A 20,034-nucleotide genomic window follows, 5' to 3' on the forward strand; every position below is an offset into this window, starting at 1 on the left:
CTGTTTGCTATGCCCGCAGCCGTACAAAACTCTCCGATTGTCAGTTGAAGCCGCTGTCCGTTACCGTGGGTAGCAAGCGGTACAAAGCTGCAGCCGAGAATAGGCAGGAGAGGGGAACATAACGATGTCAATGATGATGCCGCAAACCAATGCGGCGGCCACGAAGGGTCAGCGTCCGAAGCGCAGCGCCCTGAGCGCCTTATGGAGAGATATCAAGCGGGACAAATATTTATATTTGCTTGCGCTGCCGGGCCTTATTTTTTTTCTGCTGTTCAAGTACGGACCGATGTGGGGCATCGTGATCGCATTTCAAAATTATTCGCCCTTTGCCGGAATCACCGGCAGTGAATGGGTAGGGCTTGAGCATTTTCAGCGTTTCTTCTCCAACCCGGAATTTGCGATGCTGTTCCGCAATACGATGGCGATTAACCTGCTGAGCCTGATTTTATTTTTTCCACTGCCGATCGTGCTTTCGTTGATGCTTAATGAGGTGCGGAACATGATCTATAAGCGGCTTGTCCAATCGATTGTATACATGCCGCATTTCCTGTCCTGGGTTATTATTTCCGGCCTGACCTTCCTGCTGTTTGCCAAGGGCGAAGGCTTGGTGAACAAGTTTCTGGAGGCGGTCGGCGCGAGCAGAATCGACTTTCTGACGAATTCCGATCTGTTCTGGATTATGCTGACGTTCCAGTCGATCTGGAAGGAATGCGGCTGGGGCACGATCCTGTTTCTCGCAGCGATGGCGAGCATTGATCCCGGCGTGTATGAAGCTGCGCGGATCGACGGAGCCGGCAGATTGAAGCAAATGTGGCATATTACGCTGCCGGCGATCCGTAGCGTCATTGTTGTCCTGCTTATTTTGCGTCTGGGCCACATGATGGATGTCGGCTTTGAGCAAGTGTTTCTGATGTACAACGGTGCGGTGTCCGAGGTCGCCGAGGTGTTTGATACGTATGTGTACCGGGTCGGCATTCAGCAAGGCCAGTTCAGCTACAGTACGGCAGCCGGCTTATTTAAGTCGCTGGTCGGGCTGACGCTGGTCATCATTGCCAACAAAATCGCCAAAAAAATGGGCGAAGAAGGCGTTTATTAAAACGGAAAGGCCAAGGAGGAGGACAAGCATGAATCAAGGATTGGGCGACCGCCTGCTGAGCGGACTGAATATTTTGCTGCTGGCGCTTATTGCCATCGTGACGTTTTTTCCGCTTTATTATGTCATTATTGTATCCTTTACCGATCCGGTGGAATATTTGAAGAAGAGCTTTGTGCTGTTTCCCGAGTCGTGGTCGCTGGAATCGTACCGTTTTCTGCTTTCCAACGGCGCGTTTTCCCGTTCGCTCGGCGTCAGTGTGTATTTGACACTGATGGGAACCGCGTGCTCGCTGGTTGTGACGGCGGCGCTTGCTTATACGCTGTCGCGTAAGCGGCTGCGCGGACGCAAATTTATTTTGCTGCTTATTTTGATTACCATTTTGTTCAGCCCGGGCATTATTCCGAACTATATGCTCGTGCGTGAGCTGCATCTGATCAATAGCCTGTGGTCGCTTATTTTACCTGCGCTGGCAAGCGGCTGGAACGTCATTTTGATGAAAAACTTTTTCGACAGCATTCCGGCCGAGCTGGAAGAGTCCGCTTCGATGGACGGCTGCAACGATTTGTCCGTATTTTTCCGCATCATCCTGCCGCTGTCGCTGCCGTCGCTGGCCGCCTTCGGTCTGTTTTACGCGGTGGGCTACTGGAACCAGTTTTTTAACGCGCTGATCTACATTAACGACGCTGCGAAATGGCCGCTGCAGGTGCTGCTGCAAAATATTTTGCTCAACGCCAACAACGCCGAGCTGCGGGCTGATGCGGTCACGGCTGCGCCGCCGACCGAGACGCTTAAAATGGCTGCTGTCGTTGTTGCCACAGTGCCAATTTTGCTGGTGTATCCGTTTTTGCAGAAGCACTTTGCCAAGGGCGCCATGGTCGGCTCGGTCAAAGGGTAAGCCTCCCTGGCGGCAGACGGTAAAAAGGAATCTGTCGTGTCATGTCGAATGGGGTTAAGATCATTCAGTTGTGGAAGGTGAGTCATCTTGACGCGAGTCAGCAGAGCATGGACAGAAATGCAACGAAAATACCGCAGCAACAGCCGATACTTCCGCCGGAGTCTCATTTTGATTTTGCTGATTGCGAGCATTCCAGGACTAATTATAGGGATTAGCACGTATAAAATCGCAACAGGCAAGCTTGAGCAGCAGCTGCGATTATCCCACCAAAGCCAGATTCAGCAGCGCGCGGCGGGCGTGGATGACCAGCTTAGTTATCTGGAGATGACGATTTCCCACTGGGCGTTCGATCCGAAGTTTGACGAGCGGCTCAAGGACCTGAACTTTGCGCGCGACTTCGAGCAGGTTCACGAGCTGTACCGGACGCTGCTGGTGCTGGAGGGCGCGCATCCGCTGCTGGAGCAGGTCGAGCTGTACTTAAACAAGCCGAAGCCGCTGCGCTTGAGCAAGGAAAAGTATGAGTTTCTGGATGAAGCGCAGCAGGCGCAGTCTTATTTATCTTTACTGGCGCTGCCGCGCTCAGCTTCATGGGCGCATGGCAGCGAAACCGGGCTGCATGCCAACACGATCTCACTGGTCAATAAATTGCCGGGAGCGAGCGCGGAGCCGTTCGGAGCGCTTGTGGCGACCGTTAATCTGGGCAAGCTGCGCACGCTGCTCAGCACGCTGACGCCGCATAATGAAGGGTTGACGCTGTTGATGGACAAGCAGAGCGGCTGGGTGGTTTCCACAGGCGGACCTGCCGATCAGGCGATGGAAGCGGCGCTGCGCGAGGAGTATGGCAAGCATAATGAGACGCAGGAGTCGTTTTTGTTTGACTACAAGCAGGAGAGCTACTCGGTTTCCTATGGCGAGTTCAACCGCCTGGGTCAAACCTGGGTGTATATTTCTGCGTCCCCGCTGAACTTTATTACGGCGCCTGTGGTGACGCTGTCCAAATGGATTTTGGCGATCAGCTCAACCGGGCTTGTGCTGGCGTTAATCTTGTCCTGGTTTGTATCCCGTCGCATTTACTCCCCGCTGGAGCGTTTGATCAGCCAGCTGACCGGGGGCAAGGGCGCCGAAGGTCGGGATGAGTTCGACATGCTGGAGGGGCATTGGCAGCATCAGGCGCAGGAGAGCGAATCGCTGCGCTCGAAGCTCAAGGAGCAGCTGCCTGTGCTGCGCGAGGGCTTCTTCCTGCAGCTGGCGCAAGGCCATCTGTTTGCGCTCCGCGAGCATGAAATTCAGGAGCGGATGAGCCATTACGGCTGGGAGACGGAAGGGCAGCAATATGTCGTCTGCATGGTGCGTCTGACCGGCTTTTCCAACTTGACCGGGCGATTTTCGCATGGGGATGAGGACCTGGTGACGTTTGCCGCGGCCAATGTTATTGAGGAACTGGTGCGTAAGCACAATGATCAGGCAGAGGTTATTAATTTTCACAACTTTACGATCGGCGTGCTGCTGGCATTGCCGCTGGAGCAGCCGGGCCGCTGGCTGGAGGGCAGCCTGGAGAAGCTGTGCCAGGAGCTGACGCAGACGATCAACGAGCTGATCCGCATGCAGGTGACGATTGCGATCAGTCAATGGGGCTACACAGCTAAACATATCCCCCAGCTATTCGAGGAGGTGCGGCAGGCGATGGCGTATCGGGAGCTGCTGGATGACAACCAGCTCATCTGGACCGGAAAGCTTGGCCGCAATTACCAGGAGCAGGACGGCGCTTATCCGTTTACGCTGGACAAAGACATTATTCAGGCAATCCGCAACGGGCTGGAGGACGAGGCGGCCGAGCTGATCCGTCAATTTATGGAGGAGCTGTCGGAAGGCGGCTCTACCGAGTTTGTCATTCAGCAGGGGATGCTGCAGCTGCTCGGCAGTGTCCGATATGCCGCGCTGCAATCCGGGATGAACCCGCTTCAGCTGTATGGCAACGCCAATCTGTACGAGCAGCTGGCGGACATCAAGGAGCGGGACGAAATGCTCAAGTGGTTCCAGCATAAAGTCGTGCACGTGTTTGTCCAGGAAATGATCAGCAGGCAGGATGTGCATCTCGGTCAAATTGTCGAGAAGGTCATGCTGTATTTGCATGAGCATTATATGACCGGGCTGTCGCTGGAATTTTGCGCCGATATGTTCGGAACGAGTCCGTATACGCTGAGCCGGGCATTTAAGCAGAATGCCGGCGTTAATTTTATTGATTATTTAACGAATTTGCGGATAGAGCAGGCGAAGAAGCTGCTGAAGGACAGCGAGCTGAAAATCAATGAGGTCGCGGAGCGCGTCGGCTACCAGCACAGCTACTTCAACCGGCTGTTCAAAAAATACGAGGGCATAACGCCAAGCCGTTACCGCGAGTTGAACCGTCCTTAGCCGGTTACGGCAGGACGCGGGGAAAGAGCCGGAAAGCGGCGACAAGCCGTATAAAGCCGCGTAAAGCCGCGTAAAGCCGCGTCCGGCATAGAACTCCAAGCGACAAAAATGTCTTAACGGCTGGCGCAGCGCGTGCAAAAGATTCGAATTGCCGGTGCGAAGCCCGATCGTCTACTGTTGGGCTTGTGGCAGCGGAGTTGCATGAGCCATCCAACTAAAAGGGAGGAACCTGAACATGAAACAAACAAAAAGAAACGGTCTGAGCAAGCCGATGGCCGTCATGACGTCTGCACTGGCCATGTCCATGATGCTGGCGGCATGCGGCGGCGGCTCGGGTGCAGGCAATACGAACGCCAGCGGAGAAAACGGACCGCTGGAGCTGACGATCATGACCAATCTGATCGGATCGACGCCGCCGGCGGACGATAACGTAATCAAGCGTGCGATTGAGAAGGCGACCAATTCCAAAATGACGATCCAGTGGGTATCGGCCAATAACTATACCGATAAGCTGAATGTAACGCTGGCGTCCGGCGACATTCCGAACCTGGTGCTCATTAACGATCCGTTCAGCCCGGTATTCCGCAATGCCGTTACGCAAGGCGCATTCTGGGATATTGCGCCCTTCATCAAGGATTACCCGAACCTGAGCGGCAAGGTTTCCGAAACGGCCTGGCAGCTGACGAAAATGCAGGACGGCAAAAACTACGGTATTCCGCGTCCGCGTCCGTCTGAAGCCGACATGTTTATCGTCCTCCGCAAGGACTGGCTGGATAACCTGGGGCTGCAGGTGCCGACAACAACCGACGAGCTGTACACGGTCATGAAAGCGTTCGCGGAGAAGGACCCGGACAAAAACGGCAAAAATGATACGACGGCGTTGGCCGCTTATTTGAATCCGCCTGCTGATATGGGAACGCTTGCGGCGATCGAAAACAGCTTCACCGGGGCTAACGTGAAAAATGATAAATGGAAAGTCGTGGACGGCAAGCTGGTCAATACAGCCTTCCTGCCGGAAACGCGCAAAGCGATTGAATACATGACAAACATGTACAAGGACAAGCTGATTCCGGAAGATTTTGCTTCGCTCAAGCTGTCGCAGACGGGTGATCTGTTCCGGGCGGGCAAAGCCGGCATGATCGCCGAGAAGGCCGGTACGATGCAAAGCGACTACTACAACAAAATGAAAAACCTGGACCCGAACTTCAAGCCGACTGATTTTTACCCGCTGACCAGTCTGAACGGCTTTAACCCGAAAGGTCCTGGCTTCAACGGCTTGATGGCGATTCCGAAATCGGTTCCTGAAGTAAAAATGAAGCAAATTTTGAAGCTGGTCGATACGTGGATGAACGATGACGTATTTGCGCTTCAGCAGTATGGCCTGGAAGGCACGCATCACACGGTGAAGGATGGACAGAAGGTTATCGACACCGAGAAGCTGGCGGCAGACAACGGCCCTGACTTCAACCAGATCGTTTATGTTGCCGATCCTTACGCCAGCTCGACCAAGGTTACGTTCCCGAAGGATGCGGATGAGCTGTATCGTAAAATCCAGGACGAGCGCGCCAAAACGAGTGTGGCGGATGTCACGATCGGTTTGTATTCGCCGACGGCGCTCAAAGCTTCGGCAGAGTTTGAGAAGAAGGTCATGGACCTGAAGACCAAAATTATTCTTGGCCGCGAGCCGATTACCGCCTGGGATGATTTTGTTGCCAAGTACAAGACGGATGCGGACGTCGTCAAAATGGGTCAAGAGCTGACGGAAGCTTACCAGAAGCGCGCAGGCAAATAGAGAGAGCGGGAGATGGAGCGGAGATGAGTAAACCTTACGTGAACGAACGGGAAAACATCGGAGCGGCCGGGGGCGGCGCCGTCGGCGAAGTACTGGCGACGATTGCGAACCGTTACATCGGGCATCATCCGCCGCATCCGGTGAAGTACCGGGCGTTTAGCGAGGCTGGTATCGTCAAACGAGCAAACTATTGTTACGACTTTAATATGGTTCAGCGTTTTCCTTCGCTGCGCAATGGACAATATGTGTACGCCTGGTCGAAGTTTTGGAGCGATCAGGATGCGCCCATGACGTTTCATTTATTTTGCGGCGGGCCAGTGCAGTTTTTCGCCAATGGCGAGCTGCAGTTTAAGGCGAATATTTCACAGGAGCTGAACGACCGGTTGAAAATACCGGTAACGGTTCCGCTTCGCCAGGGCTGGAATGACTTCGTGCTGCTGTTTACGAAAACAGAGGCAGGCTGTGGCGGGGCGTTCGGGCCGGGCTCCTTCAAAAGCAATCCGATTCATGTCGTCGCTCCGACTCCGGAGCGCGACGGTCATGAAGGGTGGATCTATAGCGAGCCGCAGGACGAAGTGTGGGCGCAGCTTCCCGAAGCCGGGAGCCGCGAGTCGGACAGTGCGGTCGTCTGGTATCCGCGGCTTGACTGGTCGGCGGAAGATCGGCAGCTGACGCCGCTCGCCCGCATTTTCGGCCGCAGCGCAGCGATTGCCGGACGTTATGCGGTTGCCCGGACCAGCTTGTTCAGCGAAGGCCGGGGCGTCTGCACGGCAACGCTGCGCGGCCAGGCCGCCGGTCCGCTGGAGCTGTACGTCGGCGGGGAGCGCGTGCTGAAGGTGACGGAAGCCGGCGAGTTTAAGCTGCCGCTTCAGCTCAAGTACGGCAAGCATGAGCTGCTTGTGCGGGCGGAAGCGGGTACGGGGAACTGGGGCTTCACACTGGGCGAGCTGCCGCAAGGCTTGAAGCTTGCCAGTCCGCGCCCGGTGGCAGGCAGCCGCGACCCGTGGCTGTATGCCGGCCTCTTTGAAGCGGATGAGCCGCTGCCTCACGGTGATCAGGCGCTTGACTCGCTGATCGGGACACGCGACGGCGGCACCTTCTGGCGGCTGGACCAGCCGCAGGTGTGGGTGCGGTTATTTACCGAAAATGCGTTGTTCGGCAAATGGAATTATCCGCTCGGCGTGACGCTGTACGGGGTGCTGCAAACCGGCAAGCTGCTGGATCGCGCCGATATCAAGGCGTACGTGCATGCGCATATGACAGCGTGCGTGCGGCTGTACCGCTACGCGCTCTGGGACAAACAGCGCTTCGGCGCCTCCGGCGTGCTGAATACGCTGGCTACGCTGGACAGTCTCGATGATTGCGGCTCGTTCGGCGCAACGCTGCTGCTGGCGCTGCGGGAGCAGCCGATCGAGGGCGCCGAGGAGGTTGTGCAGGTTGTTGCCGATTATATCGGCAGCGGACAGGAGCGGCTGTCCACGGGCGCGTTGTACCGCCAGCCGCGGCTGGCCGACTTTACGCATGAGACGATCTGGTGCGATGATCTGTACATGAGCGTGCCGTTTCTGAGCCGTTATTACCGGCTTACGGGCGACATGAGCGGGCTGGATGATGCGGCGAATCAATTTATCCAGTACAAAGAGCTGATGTATCGGCCGGAGCTGCAAATTATGTCCCACGTGTACGATCTGACGCTGGATAAGCCGACGATGGTTGCCTGGGGCCGCGGAAACGGCTGGGTGCTGTTTTCGCTGTCGGAGCTGCTGGAGGCGCTGCCGGACAGTCATCCGCAGCGTGCGGAGCTGCTGGCGTTTTTCCGCGAGCTGTGCGCCGGATTTTTGCGGCTGCAGGGCGTGAACGGGCTGTGGCATCAAGTGCTGACGGACCCGGAATCGTACGAGGAGACGTCCTGCACGTCGATGTTTGTGTATGCGATGGCGCGCGGGCTCCGGTTCGGCTGGCTGGAGGACGGCGACACGTATCTGGAGGCGGTCATCCGCGGCTGGCAAGGCATGACGGGGCGGGCAATTGACCGCTTCGGCAACATTTATGGCGTATGCCGCGGGTCCGGCTATTCGTTTAACGCCGATTATTACAAGCACGACCTGCAATGGCTGCTGAACGATACACACGGCATCGGGATTGTTCTGCTGGCGGGGATCGAGGTGCTGCAGGTGGAGCGTCTGCTCCAGGCGGAAGAGGCGACTGCGGCGCAGCCGGTTTCTTCTGCACAAGCTTAGCTGTACACGGGCACAACCTGAGAGAGCCTTCGCACTGCCTTATTTTTCCGGCGCGAAGGCTTTTTCCGCTGGTTGTTCGCTGAGGGCGTTTGCTGGCGAAAACATATATTTTAACCTTCAATAAAAAAGTTGAATCGCCAACTTCCTACAAAAACTAAGGAAACCCGCCATAAAAAATGTTACAATGATAAAGGTTTGCCGCGAGGGACATGCTAGTAGCTGGCAAGCGCTTAAATATAGCGGTCCACTCCTTTCGGCAGCGAAAGTGAGTCGATTCCATAGAGCAAGTCAATACCGATAGGAGGATTTTGCTAAATGAATATCCATGAATATCAAGGCAAAGAAGTGCTGAAACAGTACGGGGTTGCCGTACCTGAGGGTAAAGTGGCATTCACGGTGGACGAAGCGGTGGAAGCTGCCAAGTCGCTGGGTACTCCTGTTGTGGTTGTCAAAGCGCAAATTCACGCAGGCGGCCGCGGTAAAGCAGGCGGCGTTAAGGTTGCCAAAAGCCTTGACGAAGTACGTACATATGCAGGAGAAATTCTCGGCAAAGTGCTCGTGACTCATCAAACGGGTCCTGAAGGCAAAGAAGTTAAGCGCCTGCTGATCGAGCAAGGCTGCGATATCAAGAAAGAATATTACATCGGCGTCGTGCTGGACCGTGGAACAGGCCGCGTCGTAATGATGGCTTCCGAAGAGGGCGGTACGGAAATCGAGGAAGTGGCTCACCATTCGCCAGAGAAAATTTTCAAAGAAATCATCGACCCGGCGATTGGCCTGCAAGCCTTCCAGGCGCGCAAGCTGGCTTACGCGATCAACATTCCAGGCGAGCTGGTCAACAAAGCGGTCAAGTTTATGACGGCGCTGTACACGGCTTTTGTTGAGAAGGATTGCTCCACGGCGGAAATCAACCCGCTTGTTGTAACCGGCGACGGCAACGTCATGGCGCTGGATGCGAAGCTGAACTTCGATTCGAACGCTTTGTTCCGTCATAAAGATATCGTGGCGCTGCGCGACCTCGAAGAAGAAGACGAGAAGGAAATTCAGGCGTCCAAGTACGATCTGAGCTACATCGCACTCGATGGCAACATCGGATGTATGGTTAATGGCGCAGGTCTGGCTATGGCGACGATGGATATTATTAAATATTACGGCGGCGACCCTGCCAACTTCCTCGATGTAGGGGGCGGCGCTACGAAAGAGAAAGTAACCGAAGCGTTCAAAATCATTTTGTCCGATGAAAATGTAAAAGGGATTTTCGTTAACATTTTCGGCGGCATCATGAAATGTGACGTCATCGCAGACGGCGTTGTCGCGGCAGCCCGCGAGCTTGGTCTGGACCGCCCGCTGGTCGTTCGTCTCGAAGGAACCAACGTAGAGCTGGGTAAAAAAATCTTGAACGAATCCGGTCTGAACATCGTAGCAGCCGATTCGATGGCAGACGGCGCTCAAAAAATCGTCGCGCTCGTGAAGTAATTCTAAACTGATCAGGGGATGTGAACCGTAACATGTCTATTTTGGTAGATAAAAATACAAAGGTTATCACGCAAGGGATCACAGGTTCCGTAGGTATGTTCCATACCAAGGGCGGTCTGGAGTACGGCACGCAAATGGTCGGCGGCGTAACGCCGGGCAAAGGCGGCACAAACGTTGACATTACCCTGGAGAACGGCACGACGGTATCCGTACCGGTGTTCAACACGGTTGTTGAAGCGAAAAAAGCGACAGATGCAACAGCATCGGTTATCTATGTTCCGCCGGCATTCGCCGCAGACGCGATCATGGAAGCGGTAGACGCTGAGCTTGATCTCGTTATTTGCATCACAGAAGGTATTCCGGTGCTTGACATGGTTAAGGTTAGCCGGTATATGGAAGGCAAGAAAACACGTCTGATCGGACCAAACTGTCCGGGCGTCATTACTCCGGACGAATGTAAAATCGGCATTATGCCGGGATACATTCACACGAAAGGTCATGTTGGCGTCGTTTCGCGCAGCGGAACGTTGACGTACGAAGCGGTTCACCAGCTGTCGACGCGCGGCATCGGCCAATCGTCCGCAGTAGGGATCGGCGGCGACCCTGTTAAGGGCTCCGAGTTCATCGACATCCTGCATTTGTTCAATGAAGATCCGGACACTTATGCCGTGATCATGATTGGTGAAATCGGCGGATCCGCTGAGGAAGAAGCGGCTGAGTGGGTTGCAGCAAACATGAAGAAACCGGTTGTCGGCTTCATCGGCGGACAAACGGCGCCTCCAGGCAAACGGATGGGTCATGCAGGCGCAATCATTTCCGGCGGTAAAGGGACGGCAGCCGAGAAGGTTGCAACGATGGAGCGTTGCGGCATCAAGGTCGCGCCTACGCCTTCGGAAATGGGTTCCACCCTGGTCAGCGTGCTCGAAGAAAAAGGCCTGCTCGACAAATGCATCACGAAAAAATAAGCATTTCTTTTTAAAAGCAAGATTCGGACAGGCAAGCAGCCTCTCTGTTTTCGCTAATGCGAAAGCCGGGGGGCTGTTTTTTGTTCCCGGCCAAAAAATTTGTTTCTATTATAAGGAGGAGCTATACTAGATGGATAACCGACAAGTTTTGTTTGCTCTGCATCAGCTGCAAGGGATTGGCTGGAAGACGATTCAGCATGTCGTTACGCGTCTTGGAGCGCTGGCGGACGCCCCACTCATGGAGGCGGCTGACTGGATGGAGCTGGGATTTACTCCAGCCCGCGCGCAGGCGCTCGGATTGCTGCGCGGCAGCTTTCGCAGCGGACAGTGGGAAGCGGAGCTGCAGCGCTGCGAGCAGGCCGGGATCACGTGGATCACGGTATGGGATGACGACTACCCGGAGCTGCTGCGGGAGATGGCTGACCCTCCCTGGGTGCTGTATGTACGCGGCGACAAGCAATTGCTGAGAAGCTTCTGCATTGGCGTCGTCGGCACGCGGACTCCGACGGTGTATGGCCGGACCTCGGCCGAGCGGCTGGCGGCGGACTTGGCTCGGGCAGGCGTCTGCATTGTCAGCGGGCTCGCGCGCGGCATCGACAGCTTTGCGCATGAGGGAGCGCTTCAGGTCGAGGGGCAAACTATTGCGGTGCTTGGCTGCGGTCTGGATACGGTGTATCCGGCGGAAAACAAAGGGCTATTCCAACGGATTGCGCAGCGCGGGCTGCTGGTGACCGAATATCCGCTCGGCACGAAGCCGCACGCCGGGCTGTTTCCGCTTCGCAACCGGATCATTGCCGGATTAAGCGCCGGTGTGCTCGTCGTTGAAGCCGCGGTGCGCAGCGGCTCGCTCATTACGGCTGAGCTGGCGCTGGGCTACAGCCGGGATGTATTTGCCGTGCCGGGGCCGATCAACTCTCCGAAAAGCCAGGGGGCCTTGAAGCTGATCAAGGACGGCGCCAAGCTGGCAGCATCGGCCGCTGACGTGCTGGAGGAATACAATCATCGCATAGACGGACTGCAAACGGCATACAGTAAGGACACCTGTTCCGTAGACCAAAAGCTGTCTGACGACGAAAATCGGATCTGCGATTTGCTCGGTTCAGGGCCGCAGACCATTGATCAGCTGCTGCAGCAAACCCAATTTACCTTTGGACATTTGCACGCAGTTCTGATAAATTTACTAATGATGCAGCGCATCATGGAAATTCCGGGTACAGCTTACACCTTACGGTGATACATATTTAACTGTTGAAGGGGGAGAGACGCCTATGGCAGATTCGCTGGTCATTGTGGAGTCACCCGCAAAAGCCAAAACGATTGGTAAATATTTGGGCAGCAAATATATCGTAAAAGCTTCGATGGGTCATATTCGAGATTTGCCGAAAAGCCAGATTGGGGTAGAGGTGCAGAAAAACTTCGAGCCCAAGTATATTACGATTCGCGGCAAAGGCTCTGTATTAAAAGAACTAAAAGACGCGAGCAAACGCGTGAAAAAAGTTTATCTGGCGGCTGACCCGGATCGTGAAGGGGAAGCGATTGCGTGGCATCTGGCGCATTATCTGGAAATTAACGATCAGGACGCGTGCCGTGTTGTTTTTAATGAAATAACGAAGCAAGCGGTGAAGGACGCGTTTAAAACGCCGCGCAAAATTAACCAGGATTTGGTGAATGCGCAGCAGGCCCGGCGTATTTTGGACCGGCTGGTTGGCTATAAAATTAGCCCGCTGCTGTGGAAGAAGGTCAAGAAAGGATTGTCCGCCGGCCGGGTGCAGTCTGTAGCGGTTAAGTTGATCTTCGACCGGGAAAATGAAATCAACGCATTTGTGCCAGAAGAATACTGGACGATTACCGCTAAGCTGTCAACCGGCAAAGCGGACTTTGACGCCAAATTTTACAGTCTGAACGGCGATAAAAAGGAACTGAAAACCGGAGCCGAGGTCAACGAAATTTTGGCTGGCCTAAGCGAGGCGCAATTTACGGTCAGCGAAGTCAAGGAGAAGGAACGGCACCGCAATCCTTCGCCGCCGTTTATTACAAGCTCCTTGCAGCAGGAGGCGGCGCGCAAGCTCGGCTTCCGGGCTTCCAAGACGATGTCGGTGGCGCAGCAGCTGTACGAGGGGATCGACCTTGGCGCGGAAGGCACCGTCGGCCTGATTACGTATATGCGTACGGATTCAACACGTATTTCGCCTGTAGCCCAGGAGGAAGCGAAGGGGTATATCGAAGGAAAATTCGGCGCCGATTATTATCCGGAAACGCCGCGTGTGTACGTGAAGAAAAACAGCAACGCCCAGGACGCGCATGAAGCGATCCGCCCAAGCTCCGTGCTGCGCGAGCCCGATTCGATCAAGGCGCATTTGAGCCGCGACCAGCTTCGCCTTTACAAGCTTGTATGGGAGCGGTTCGTAGCCAGTCAGATGTCTTCGGCCGTGCTCGACACGATGACGGTTGATTTGGCTGCCGGCGATGCTGTATTCCGGGCGGTCGGCTCGAAGGTGAAGTTTTACGGCTTCATGAAGGTGTACGTTGAGGGCAGCGACGATGTCGCCGACTCCGGCGATGACGATGACCGGCTGCTGCCGCCGCTCAAGCCGGGCGATGCGGTCAATGCGAAGCAGATTGATCCGAAGCAGCATTTCACGCAGCCGCCGCCGCGGTTTACGGAGGCTCGGCTGGTCAAGGCGCTGGAGGAAATGGGCATCGGGCGTCCGAGCACGTATGCCCCGACGCTGGAGACGATCCAGAAGCGCGGCTACGTCGCGATTGAAGAGAAGAAATTTATTCCGACCGAGCTGGGCGAGCTGGTGATCCAGCAGATGATTGAGTTTTTCCCGGAAATTCTCGATGTCGAATTTACCGCCCATATGGAAGAAGGCCTCGACCATATCGAGGAAGGCAAGGAAGACTGGGTCCGGGTGTTGAGTGAATTTTACGAATCTTTCGAAAAACGGCTGGAAGTGGCCGAGGAAGAAATGGAAAAGATCGAAATTCAGGACGAGGTATCCGATGAAATTTGCGAGAAGTGCGGCAGCCACTTTGTCTACAAAATGGGCCGCTTCGGCAAATTTCTCGCCTGCTCCGGCTTCCCGAACTGCCGTAATACGAAGCCGATCGTGAAGGATATCGGGGTTGCTTGCCCAACCTGTCACGAAGGAAAAATTATCGAACGCCGCAGCAAAAAGGGCCGGATTTTTTACGGCTGCGACAAATACCCGGAATGTGACTTCGTGTCCTGGGATAAGCCGGTCGGACAGCCGTGTCCGAGCTGCGGAGCGATGCTGATTGAAAAGCGTAATAAATCCGGGGTATTTATTCAATGCGTATCCTGCGATTTCAAGGAAGAAGCAAAAGATAACGATCAGGAAGCGGATTAAGCACGGAGATTCAAGGTTCAGGGGGAACAAACGTTGACAGCTATGGAACGAGTAACTGTAATCGGGGCGGGGCTTGCAGGCAGTGAGGCAGCTTGGCAAATCGCATCGCAGGGCGTCCCGGTTGTGCTTTATGAAATGCGGCCGGTGCGGCAGACGCCGGCGCATATTTCCGATCAATTTGCCGAGCTTGTGTGCAGCAACTCGCTGCGGGCGAACGGCTTGACCAATGCGGTCGGCCTGCTGAAGGAAGAAATGCGGATGATGAATTCGCTGATTTTGCGGGCGGCTGACAAGCATGCGGTGCCGGCGGGCGGAGCTTTGGCCGTCGACCGCGACGGATTTTCCGGGGAGGTTACGTCGATTTTGCGCAACCATCCGCTGATCGAGGTACGCAATGAGGAGCTGGAGCGGCTGCCTGACGGCATCACGGTTGTCGCAACCGGACCGCTCACCTCACCGGGGCTGGCCGCGCATCTGCAGGAGCTGACGGGCGAGGACTACTTGTACTTCTATGATGCGGCTGCGCCGATCGTAGAGAAGGAATCCATCGACATGAGCAAGGTGTATCTCGCGTCGCGGTATGACAAGGGTGAAGCCGCTTACCTGAACTGTCCGATGAACGAGGAAGAATTCAATGCGTTTTACGAGGCGCTGATTACGGCAGAGGCCGCTCCGATGAAGGAGTTCGAGAAGGAAATTTATTTCGAGGGCTGCATGCCGATTGAAGTGATGGCTCGCCGCGGACGGCAAACGGTGCTGTTCGGGCCGATGAAGCCGGTCGGCTTGATCAACCCGCACACGGGCAAGCTGCCCCATGCGGTCGTCCAACTGCGCCAGGACAATGCCGCGGGCACGCTGTACAACCTGGTCGGCTTTCAGACGCATCTGAAATGGGGCGAGCAGAAGCGGGTGCTGTCGCTTATCCCCGGGCTGGAAAATGCGGAATTTGTGCGCTATGGCGTCATGCACCGCAATACGTTTATTAATTCGCCGAGCCTGCTCAAGCCGACGTACCAGTTCCGCAAGCGGGACAACCTGTTTTTTGCCGGACAGATGACCGGTGTAGAAGGGTATGTGGAGTCGGCGGCTTCCGGCTTGATCGCGGGACTGAATGCCGCTCGCTTTGCCCGTAATGAGGAGTGCTTCGTTTTGCCAGCTGATACAGCGCTCGGCAGCATGGCGCATTATATTACGACGGCCGATTTCAAGCATTTTCAGCCGATGAACGCGAACTTCGGATTATTTCCGCCGCTTGAGGAGCGGATCAAAAATAAAAAGCTCAAATACGAAAAAATCGCCGAACGCGCTATTGCGAAAATTCAGAATTTTATTGAAAATACAAACAATTCGTCTTGTCAGTAAAACTTGACCTATGGTACGATAGGTGCGGGATATCCAGCTTTTGTCACATGGATTGGAAACTTACGAACTAAGCTTGTACTACGGGCTTAGTTTTCGTCTTGAATGAGGAGGAATTCGCTTTATATGGATGCATTTCATGCGACGACAATATTTGCGATTCGCCACGAGGGCAAGGGAGCGATTGCCGGAGACGGCCAGGTGACGTTTGGCAACAGCATGGTGATGAAATCACATGCGAAGAAGGTTCGCCGGTTATACCGGGGCAATGTCATTGCCGGCTTTGCAGGCTCGGTCGCGGATGCGATTACCTTGTTCGAGAAATTCGAGGCCAAGCTGGAGGAGCATCATGGGAATTTGCAGCGGGCGGCAGTGGAGCTGGCCAAGGACTGGCGGCAGGATCGCGTGCTGCGCCGTCTGGAGGCGATGATGATCGTGATGGATCGAAGCGGGTTGCTGCTTATTTCGGGTAACGGAGAAATTATCGAGCCGGATGACGGAATCGTGGCGATCGGCTCCGGCGGCAGCTTCGCGCTGGCCGCGGGCCGGGCCTTGCATCGTTACGCGCCTGCGATGAGCGCGCGGGACATTGCCCACGCCGCGCTGACGATGGCGGCCGACATCTGTGTATTTACGAACCATAACATTATCGTGGAAGAAATGGAATAGCGCCGGGAACGCCGGGCAGTCATTGCAACCTTCAGGAGGTGCCGTTTGTGTTTGTGTCAGCAAGCAGCTTAACGCCGAAAGAAATCGTAGCTGAATTGGATAAATACATTATCGGGCAGCGCCAGGCGAAAAAATCGGTCGCCGTCGCGTTGCGCAACCGTTATCGCCGCAGCCGGCTTGAGGAATCGCTTCGCGATGAAATTATTCCGAAAAACATTTTGATGATCGGGCCTACCGGCGTCGGAAAAACGGAAATTGCCAGGAGGCTGGCGAAAATCGTCGGCGCTCCGTTTGTGAAGGTGGAGGCAACGAAGTTTACCGAAGTCGGCTACGTCGGCCGTGACGTGGAATCCATGGTGCGCGATCTGGTGGAAACGTCGATCCGGATGGTCAAGACGGAAAAGATGGAAGGGCTAAAGGACAAGGCCGAGCAGATGGTTGTCGACCGGATCGTGTCCATTCTTGTCCCGGGCAGCTCCAAATCGCGCAGCCAGCGCAATCCGTTCGAGATGCTGTTCGGCGGTCAGGGCCAGTCGCAGGCTGAGCCGGAAACCGAGCAGCAGGATGCCGGCGTGGCCGGTCGCCGCCGCGACATCAGAGAGCAGCTGCTGCGCGGCGAGCTGGAGCAGCAGGTGATTGAAATCGAGATCGAGGACAACTCGCCGACGATGCTCGATATGCTGGGCGGCCAGGGCAACGAGCAGGCCGGGATGAACATGCAGGAGATGTTCGGCAGCCTGATGCCTAAACGGACGAAAAAACGCAAGCTGCCGATCAAGGAAGCGCGCAAGGTGCTGCAGCAGGAAGAGGCCCAGAAGCTGCTTGATATGGACGAGGTTCATCAGGAGGCTGTGCGGCGAGCTGAGCAGGTCGGTATTATTTTTATAGATGAGATTGACAAAATCGCAGGCGCGGGTCGCGGCGGCGGTCCGGATGTATCGCGTGAAGGTGTGCAGCGGGACATTTTGCCGATCGTCGAAGGATCGACCATCATGACGAAATACGGTCCGGTGAAGACGGACTACATCCTGTTTATGGCGGCCGGAGCATTCCATATCGCCAAGCCTTCCGATCTGATTCCGGAGCTGCAGGGCCGTTTCCCGATCCGGGTCGAGTTGAGCAGCTTGAGCCAGCAGGATTTTGTGCTGATTCTCAGAGAGCCGAAAAATGCGCTGACCAAGCAATATACGGCGTTGCTGGAAACAGAAGGCATCCGGGTCGAGTTTTCGGAGGAAGCGATCCAGGAAATCGCCCGCATTGCAGCGGAGGTTAACCAGAATACCGATAATATCGGAGCGCGTCGTCTGCATACGATTTTGGAAAAGCTGCTGGAGGATTTGTCCTTTGAAGCACCGGAGATCACGCTGGAGCAAATTGTAATTTCGCCCGAATATGTACGTGAAAAGCTGTCCGGCATCGTTCAGAATCGTGATCTAAGCCAGTATATTTTGTAATTGCTTGATGTGGAGGCATTAATCATGACATTGTTGATGAAGACCAGGAGGCTGAATAAGCTGCTTCAGAAGGAAGCGGGCAATCCGGTCAGCTTTAAGGATATGGCGGCTGTGCTTAGCGATATTTCGGATGCGGATATTTTCGTCGTCAGCCGGAAGGGGAAGGTGCTTGGCAGCGCGGTCGCTCCATCCGGAGGCGATCAGGCAGGCAGTCTGGCGGTTCTTCAGGAACAGCGGTTTCCGGCCGAATACAACGAGCTGCTGCTGCACGTATCCGATACGTCCTCGAACCTGGAGGCCGGCTCTCCGTACGATGTGTTTGGCGATCACGCGCAAGGCGCGACCTTCTATATTACGCTGGTGCCGATTATCGGGAGCGGGGAGCGGCTGGGAACACTGGTGCTGACCAAAACCGGCAATGCCTTTGTCGACGATGATCTGATTTTGGCGGAGTACGGCTCAACCGTGGTTGCAATGGAGATTCTCCGCGAGAAAGCCGAGCAGATCGAAATCGAAGCGCGCGGCAAAGCGGTTGTACAGGTTGCTGTGGGCTCCTTGTCGTTCAGCGAGCTTGAAGCCGTCGAGCACATTTTCGAGCAGCTGAACGGGACGGAGGGGCTGCTGGTTGCAAGCAAGATCGCCGACCGCGTCGGCATCACCCGCTCAGTGATTGTAAACGCCTTGCGCAAGCTGGAAAGCGCCGGCGTGATCGAAACCCGTTCATTGGGGATGAAGGGGACATATATTCGTGTGTTGAATGACCAGCTTTTGGCGGGTATTCAGCAGGTAAAAGCCTGATTTTTCTTGTTTATCCAAATTTTCATGAAAATTTCACACAAAAGATAGGTCCTATATATTAAATATAGGGCTTTTTTCTTATTGTAATCATTTCCAACTTCTCTCAATATAGAAATAGTTCTGTGCGACTACAAATTACGCTAAACGAGTGATTATTTTTTTTCGAATAAATTGTCGAAGAAAGGAGGATAAACCAAGTTTCATGTTGAATATCTACTCACAGATTAATTCAAGTGAAAGTGGGATTCTACCGAATGATGATGCTGAATAAGCCGGGTTTCCAGTTGATGGAGCGTTCGCTGAACGCCGCGACCTTGCGGCAAAAAGTTTCTGCCGACAACATAGCTAACGTGGATACCCCTTACTTCAAGAGGTCCGATGTCAAGTTCGAGGAGCTGCTGCAAAGTGAAATGGGGATGAAGTCGCTCCAGGGCTACCGGACAGATCCGCGGCATTTTGTGATCGGGCGGCCTGCGCAACCGGAGGCAGAGATGGCCCACGACAATCAGACGACGATGAACAACAATGGAAACAATGTGGATATCGACTATGAAATGGCATTGATGGCGAAAAACCAGCTGCGCTATAATACGATCGTCCAGCAGGTCAGTGCGGATATCAAAAAACTCAGAACAGTCATTGCGGGGAGGGGGTAACTTATGAGATTGACCAACGGCTACGATATTAGCGCCTCCGCCTTGACCGCTCAACGGTTTCGGATGGACGTCATCTCGTCCAATATTGCCAACGCCGAATCGACGCGAGCGCAGTTCGTTAACGGACAGTGGACGCCGTACAAGCGCAAGCTGATTACGATGGAGTCCAAGCCGCAAAACTTTGCCTACTCGCTGCAAAATGCCATGTCCGGCCAGGAAAAAGGAGCCGGAGAAGGCGTCAGGGTGACACGGGTGTTCGAGGATACTTCGCCGCTGAAGCAAGTATACAATCCGACGCATCCGGATGCGGACGCGAATGGGTTTGTCATGATGCCTAACGTGGACATTATGAAGGAAATGGTTGACATGATTTCAGCTACCCGCTCGTATGAAGCCAATGTAACGGCATTAAATGCTTCCAAGGGACTGGTGACCAAAGCTCTGGAAATCGGTAGGTAACCGAATCGGCCCTTAGCGGCACATGGATAAAGAAGGGGTATTGTCGATGATTGATAAGGTGAGCCTTTCGCCGCTGCAGATCGCGAAGGCTGCGCAGTCCAGCAACATGAGCGCCTCCGAAGTATCCGACCAGTTCAGCAGCTACTTGAACGGAGCGATCGCCAATTTAAACAACCAGCAAGCTGTTGTTGACAAGTTGAATACGCAATTCATTAAAGGTGAAATTTCGGACGTGCACCAGCTTGTCATTGCCTCTGAAAAAGCATCCCTTGGATTAGAGCTGACTGTTCAAGTGAGGAATAAAGTCATCGAGGCTTATCAGGAAATCATGCGAATGCAGGTTTAATTCAGCAATAATCGAAAGTGACGGTCCATGGACGGGGTGA

The 20,034-nt window shown here is 54.7% G+C and carries 16 protein-coding genes; all 16 read left to right on the top strand.

What is annotated here, in order from left to right; all coding sequences use genetic code 11:
- The first annotated feature begins 130 nt into the window (after positions 1-130).
- A complete protein-coding gene (locus tag AC6ROY_RS05420; protein ID WP_500099276.1) occupies positions 131-1,096 on the top strand; it encodes an ABC transporter permease in 966 nt (321 codons plus the stop codon).
- Between the two features lie 28 nt (positions 1,097-1,124).
- Positions 1,125-1,991, top strand: coding sequence for a carbohydrate ABC transporter permease (locus AC6ROY_RS05425; RefSeq protein WP_500099051.1), 867 nt, complete (start codon positions 1,125-1,127; stop codon positions 1,989-1,991).
- A gap of 117 nt (positions 1,992-2,108) precedes the next feature.
- The gene (locus AC6ROY_RS05430; protein ID WP_500099052.1) at positions 2,109-4,406 is read left to right on the top strand and encodes a helix-turn-helix domain-containing protein; all 2,298 of its coding nucleotides are present in this window, start codon (positions 2,109-2,111) and stop codon (positions 4,404-4,406) included.
- A 235-nt stretch (positions 4,407-4,641) separates the two neighbouring features.
- Positions 4,642-6,198, top strand: coding sequence for a type 2 periplasmic-binding domain-containing protein (locus AC6ROY_RS05435; RefSeq protein ID WP_500099054.1), 1,557 nt, complete (start codon positions 4,642-4,644; stop codon positions 6,196-6,198).
- Between the two features lie 23 nt (positions 6,199-6,221).
- Positions 6,222-8,438, top strand: coding sequence for a glycoside hydrolase family 88/105 protein (locus AC6ROY_RS05440; RefSeq protein WP_500099055.1), 2,217 nt, complete (start codon positions 6,222-6,224; stop codon positions 8,436-8,438).
- 315 nt (positions 8,439-8,753) lie between these two features.
- A complete protein-coding gene (gene sucC / locus AC6ROY_RS05445; RefSeq protein WP_500099057.1) occupies positions 8,754-9,914 on the top strand; it encodes an ADP-forming succinate--CoA ligase subunit beta in 1,161 nt (386 codons plus the stop codon).
- A gap of 32 nt (positions 9,915-9,946) precedes the next feature.
- On the top strand, positions 9,947-10,879 hold the full coding sequence (gene sucD, locus AC6ROY_RS05450) for a succinate--CoA ligase subunit alpha (protein WP_500099058.1): 933 nt from the start codon (positions 9,947-9,949) through the stop codon (positions 10,877-10,879).
- Positions 10,880-11,009: 130 nt separating this feature from the next.
- Positions 11,010-12,113: a DNA-processing protein DprA gene (dprA, locus tag AC6ROY_RS05455; RefSeq protein WP_500099060.1), complete on the top strand. Its 1,104-nt coding sequence runs from the start codon at positions 11,010-11,012 to the stop codon at positions 12,111-12,113.
- A 34-nt stretch (positions 12,114-12,147) separates the two neighbouring features.
- Positions 12,148-14,253, top strand: coding sequence for a type I DNA topoisomerase (topA, locus tag AC6ROY_RS05460; protein WP_500099062.1), 2,106 nt, complete (start codon positions 12,148-12,150; stop codon positions 14,251-14,253).
- A 42-nt stretch (positions 14,254-14,295) separates the two neighbouring features.
- Positions 14,296-15,615 carry an FADH(2)-oxidizing methylenetetrahydrofolate--tRNA-(uracil(54)-C(5))-methyltransferase TrmFO gene (trmFO, locus tag AC6ROY_RS05465; RefSeq protein WP_500099277.1) on the top strand — a complete coding sequence of 440 codons (1,320 nt, stop codon included), beginning with the start codon at positions 14,296-14,298 and terminating at the stop codon, positions 15,613-15,615.
- Between the two features lie 123 nt (positions 15,616-15,738).
- Entirely contained in the window at positions 15,739-16,281 is a 543-nt protein-coding gene (gene hslV, locus AC6ROY_RS05470) for an ATP-dependent protease subunit HslV (protein ID WP_500099063.1), read from the top strand.
- A gap of 53 nt (positions 16,282-16,334) precedes the next feature.
- Complete coding sequence (gene hslU, locus AC6ROY_RS05475; RefSeq protein WP_500099278.1) at positions 16,335-17,735, top strand: ATP-dependent protease ATPase subunit HslU; 1,401 nt, start codon at positions 16,335-16,337, stop codon at positions 17,733-17,735.
- A gap of 24 nt (positions 17,736-17,759) precedes the next feature.
- Positions 17,760-18,533 carry a GTP-sensing pleiotropic transcriptional regulator CodY gene (gene codY / locus AC6ROY_RS05480; protein WP_500099065.1) on the top strand — a complete coding sequence of 258 codons (774 nt, stop codon included), beginning with the start codon at positions 17,760-17,762 and terminating at the stop codon, positions 18,531-18,533.
- Between the two features lie 254 nt (positions 18,534-18,787).
- A complete protein-coding gene (flgB, locus tag AC6ROY_RS05485; protein ID WP_500099066.1) occupies positions 18,788-19,189 on the top strand; it encodes a flagellar basal body rod protein FlgB in 402 nt (133 codons plus the stop codon).
- A 3-nt stretch (positions 19,190-19,192) separates the two neighbouring features.
- Positions 19,193-19,648 (top strand): flagellar basal body rod protein FlgC, encoded by a 456-nt coding sequence (flgC, locus tag AC6ROY_RS05490; RefSeq protein WP_500099067.1) that lies wholly within the window; start codon positions 19,193-19,195, stop codon positions 19,646-19,648.
- A gap of 46 nt (positions 19,649-19,694) precedes the next feature.
- A complete protein-coding gene (gene fliE, locus AC6ROY_RS05495) occupies positions 19,695-19,994 on the top strand; it encodes a flagellar hook-basal body complex protein FliE (RefSeq protein WP_500099068.1) in 300 nt (99 codons plus the stop codon).
- The last annotated feature ends 40 nt before the right edge of the window (positions 19,995-20,034 follow it).

It is taken from the genome of Paenibacillus sp. sg306046, from assembly GCF_059821225.1.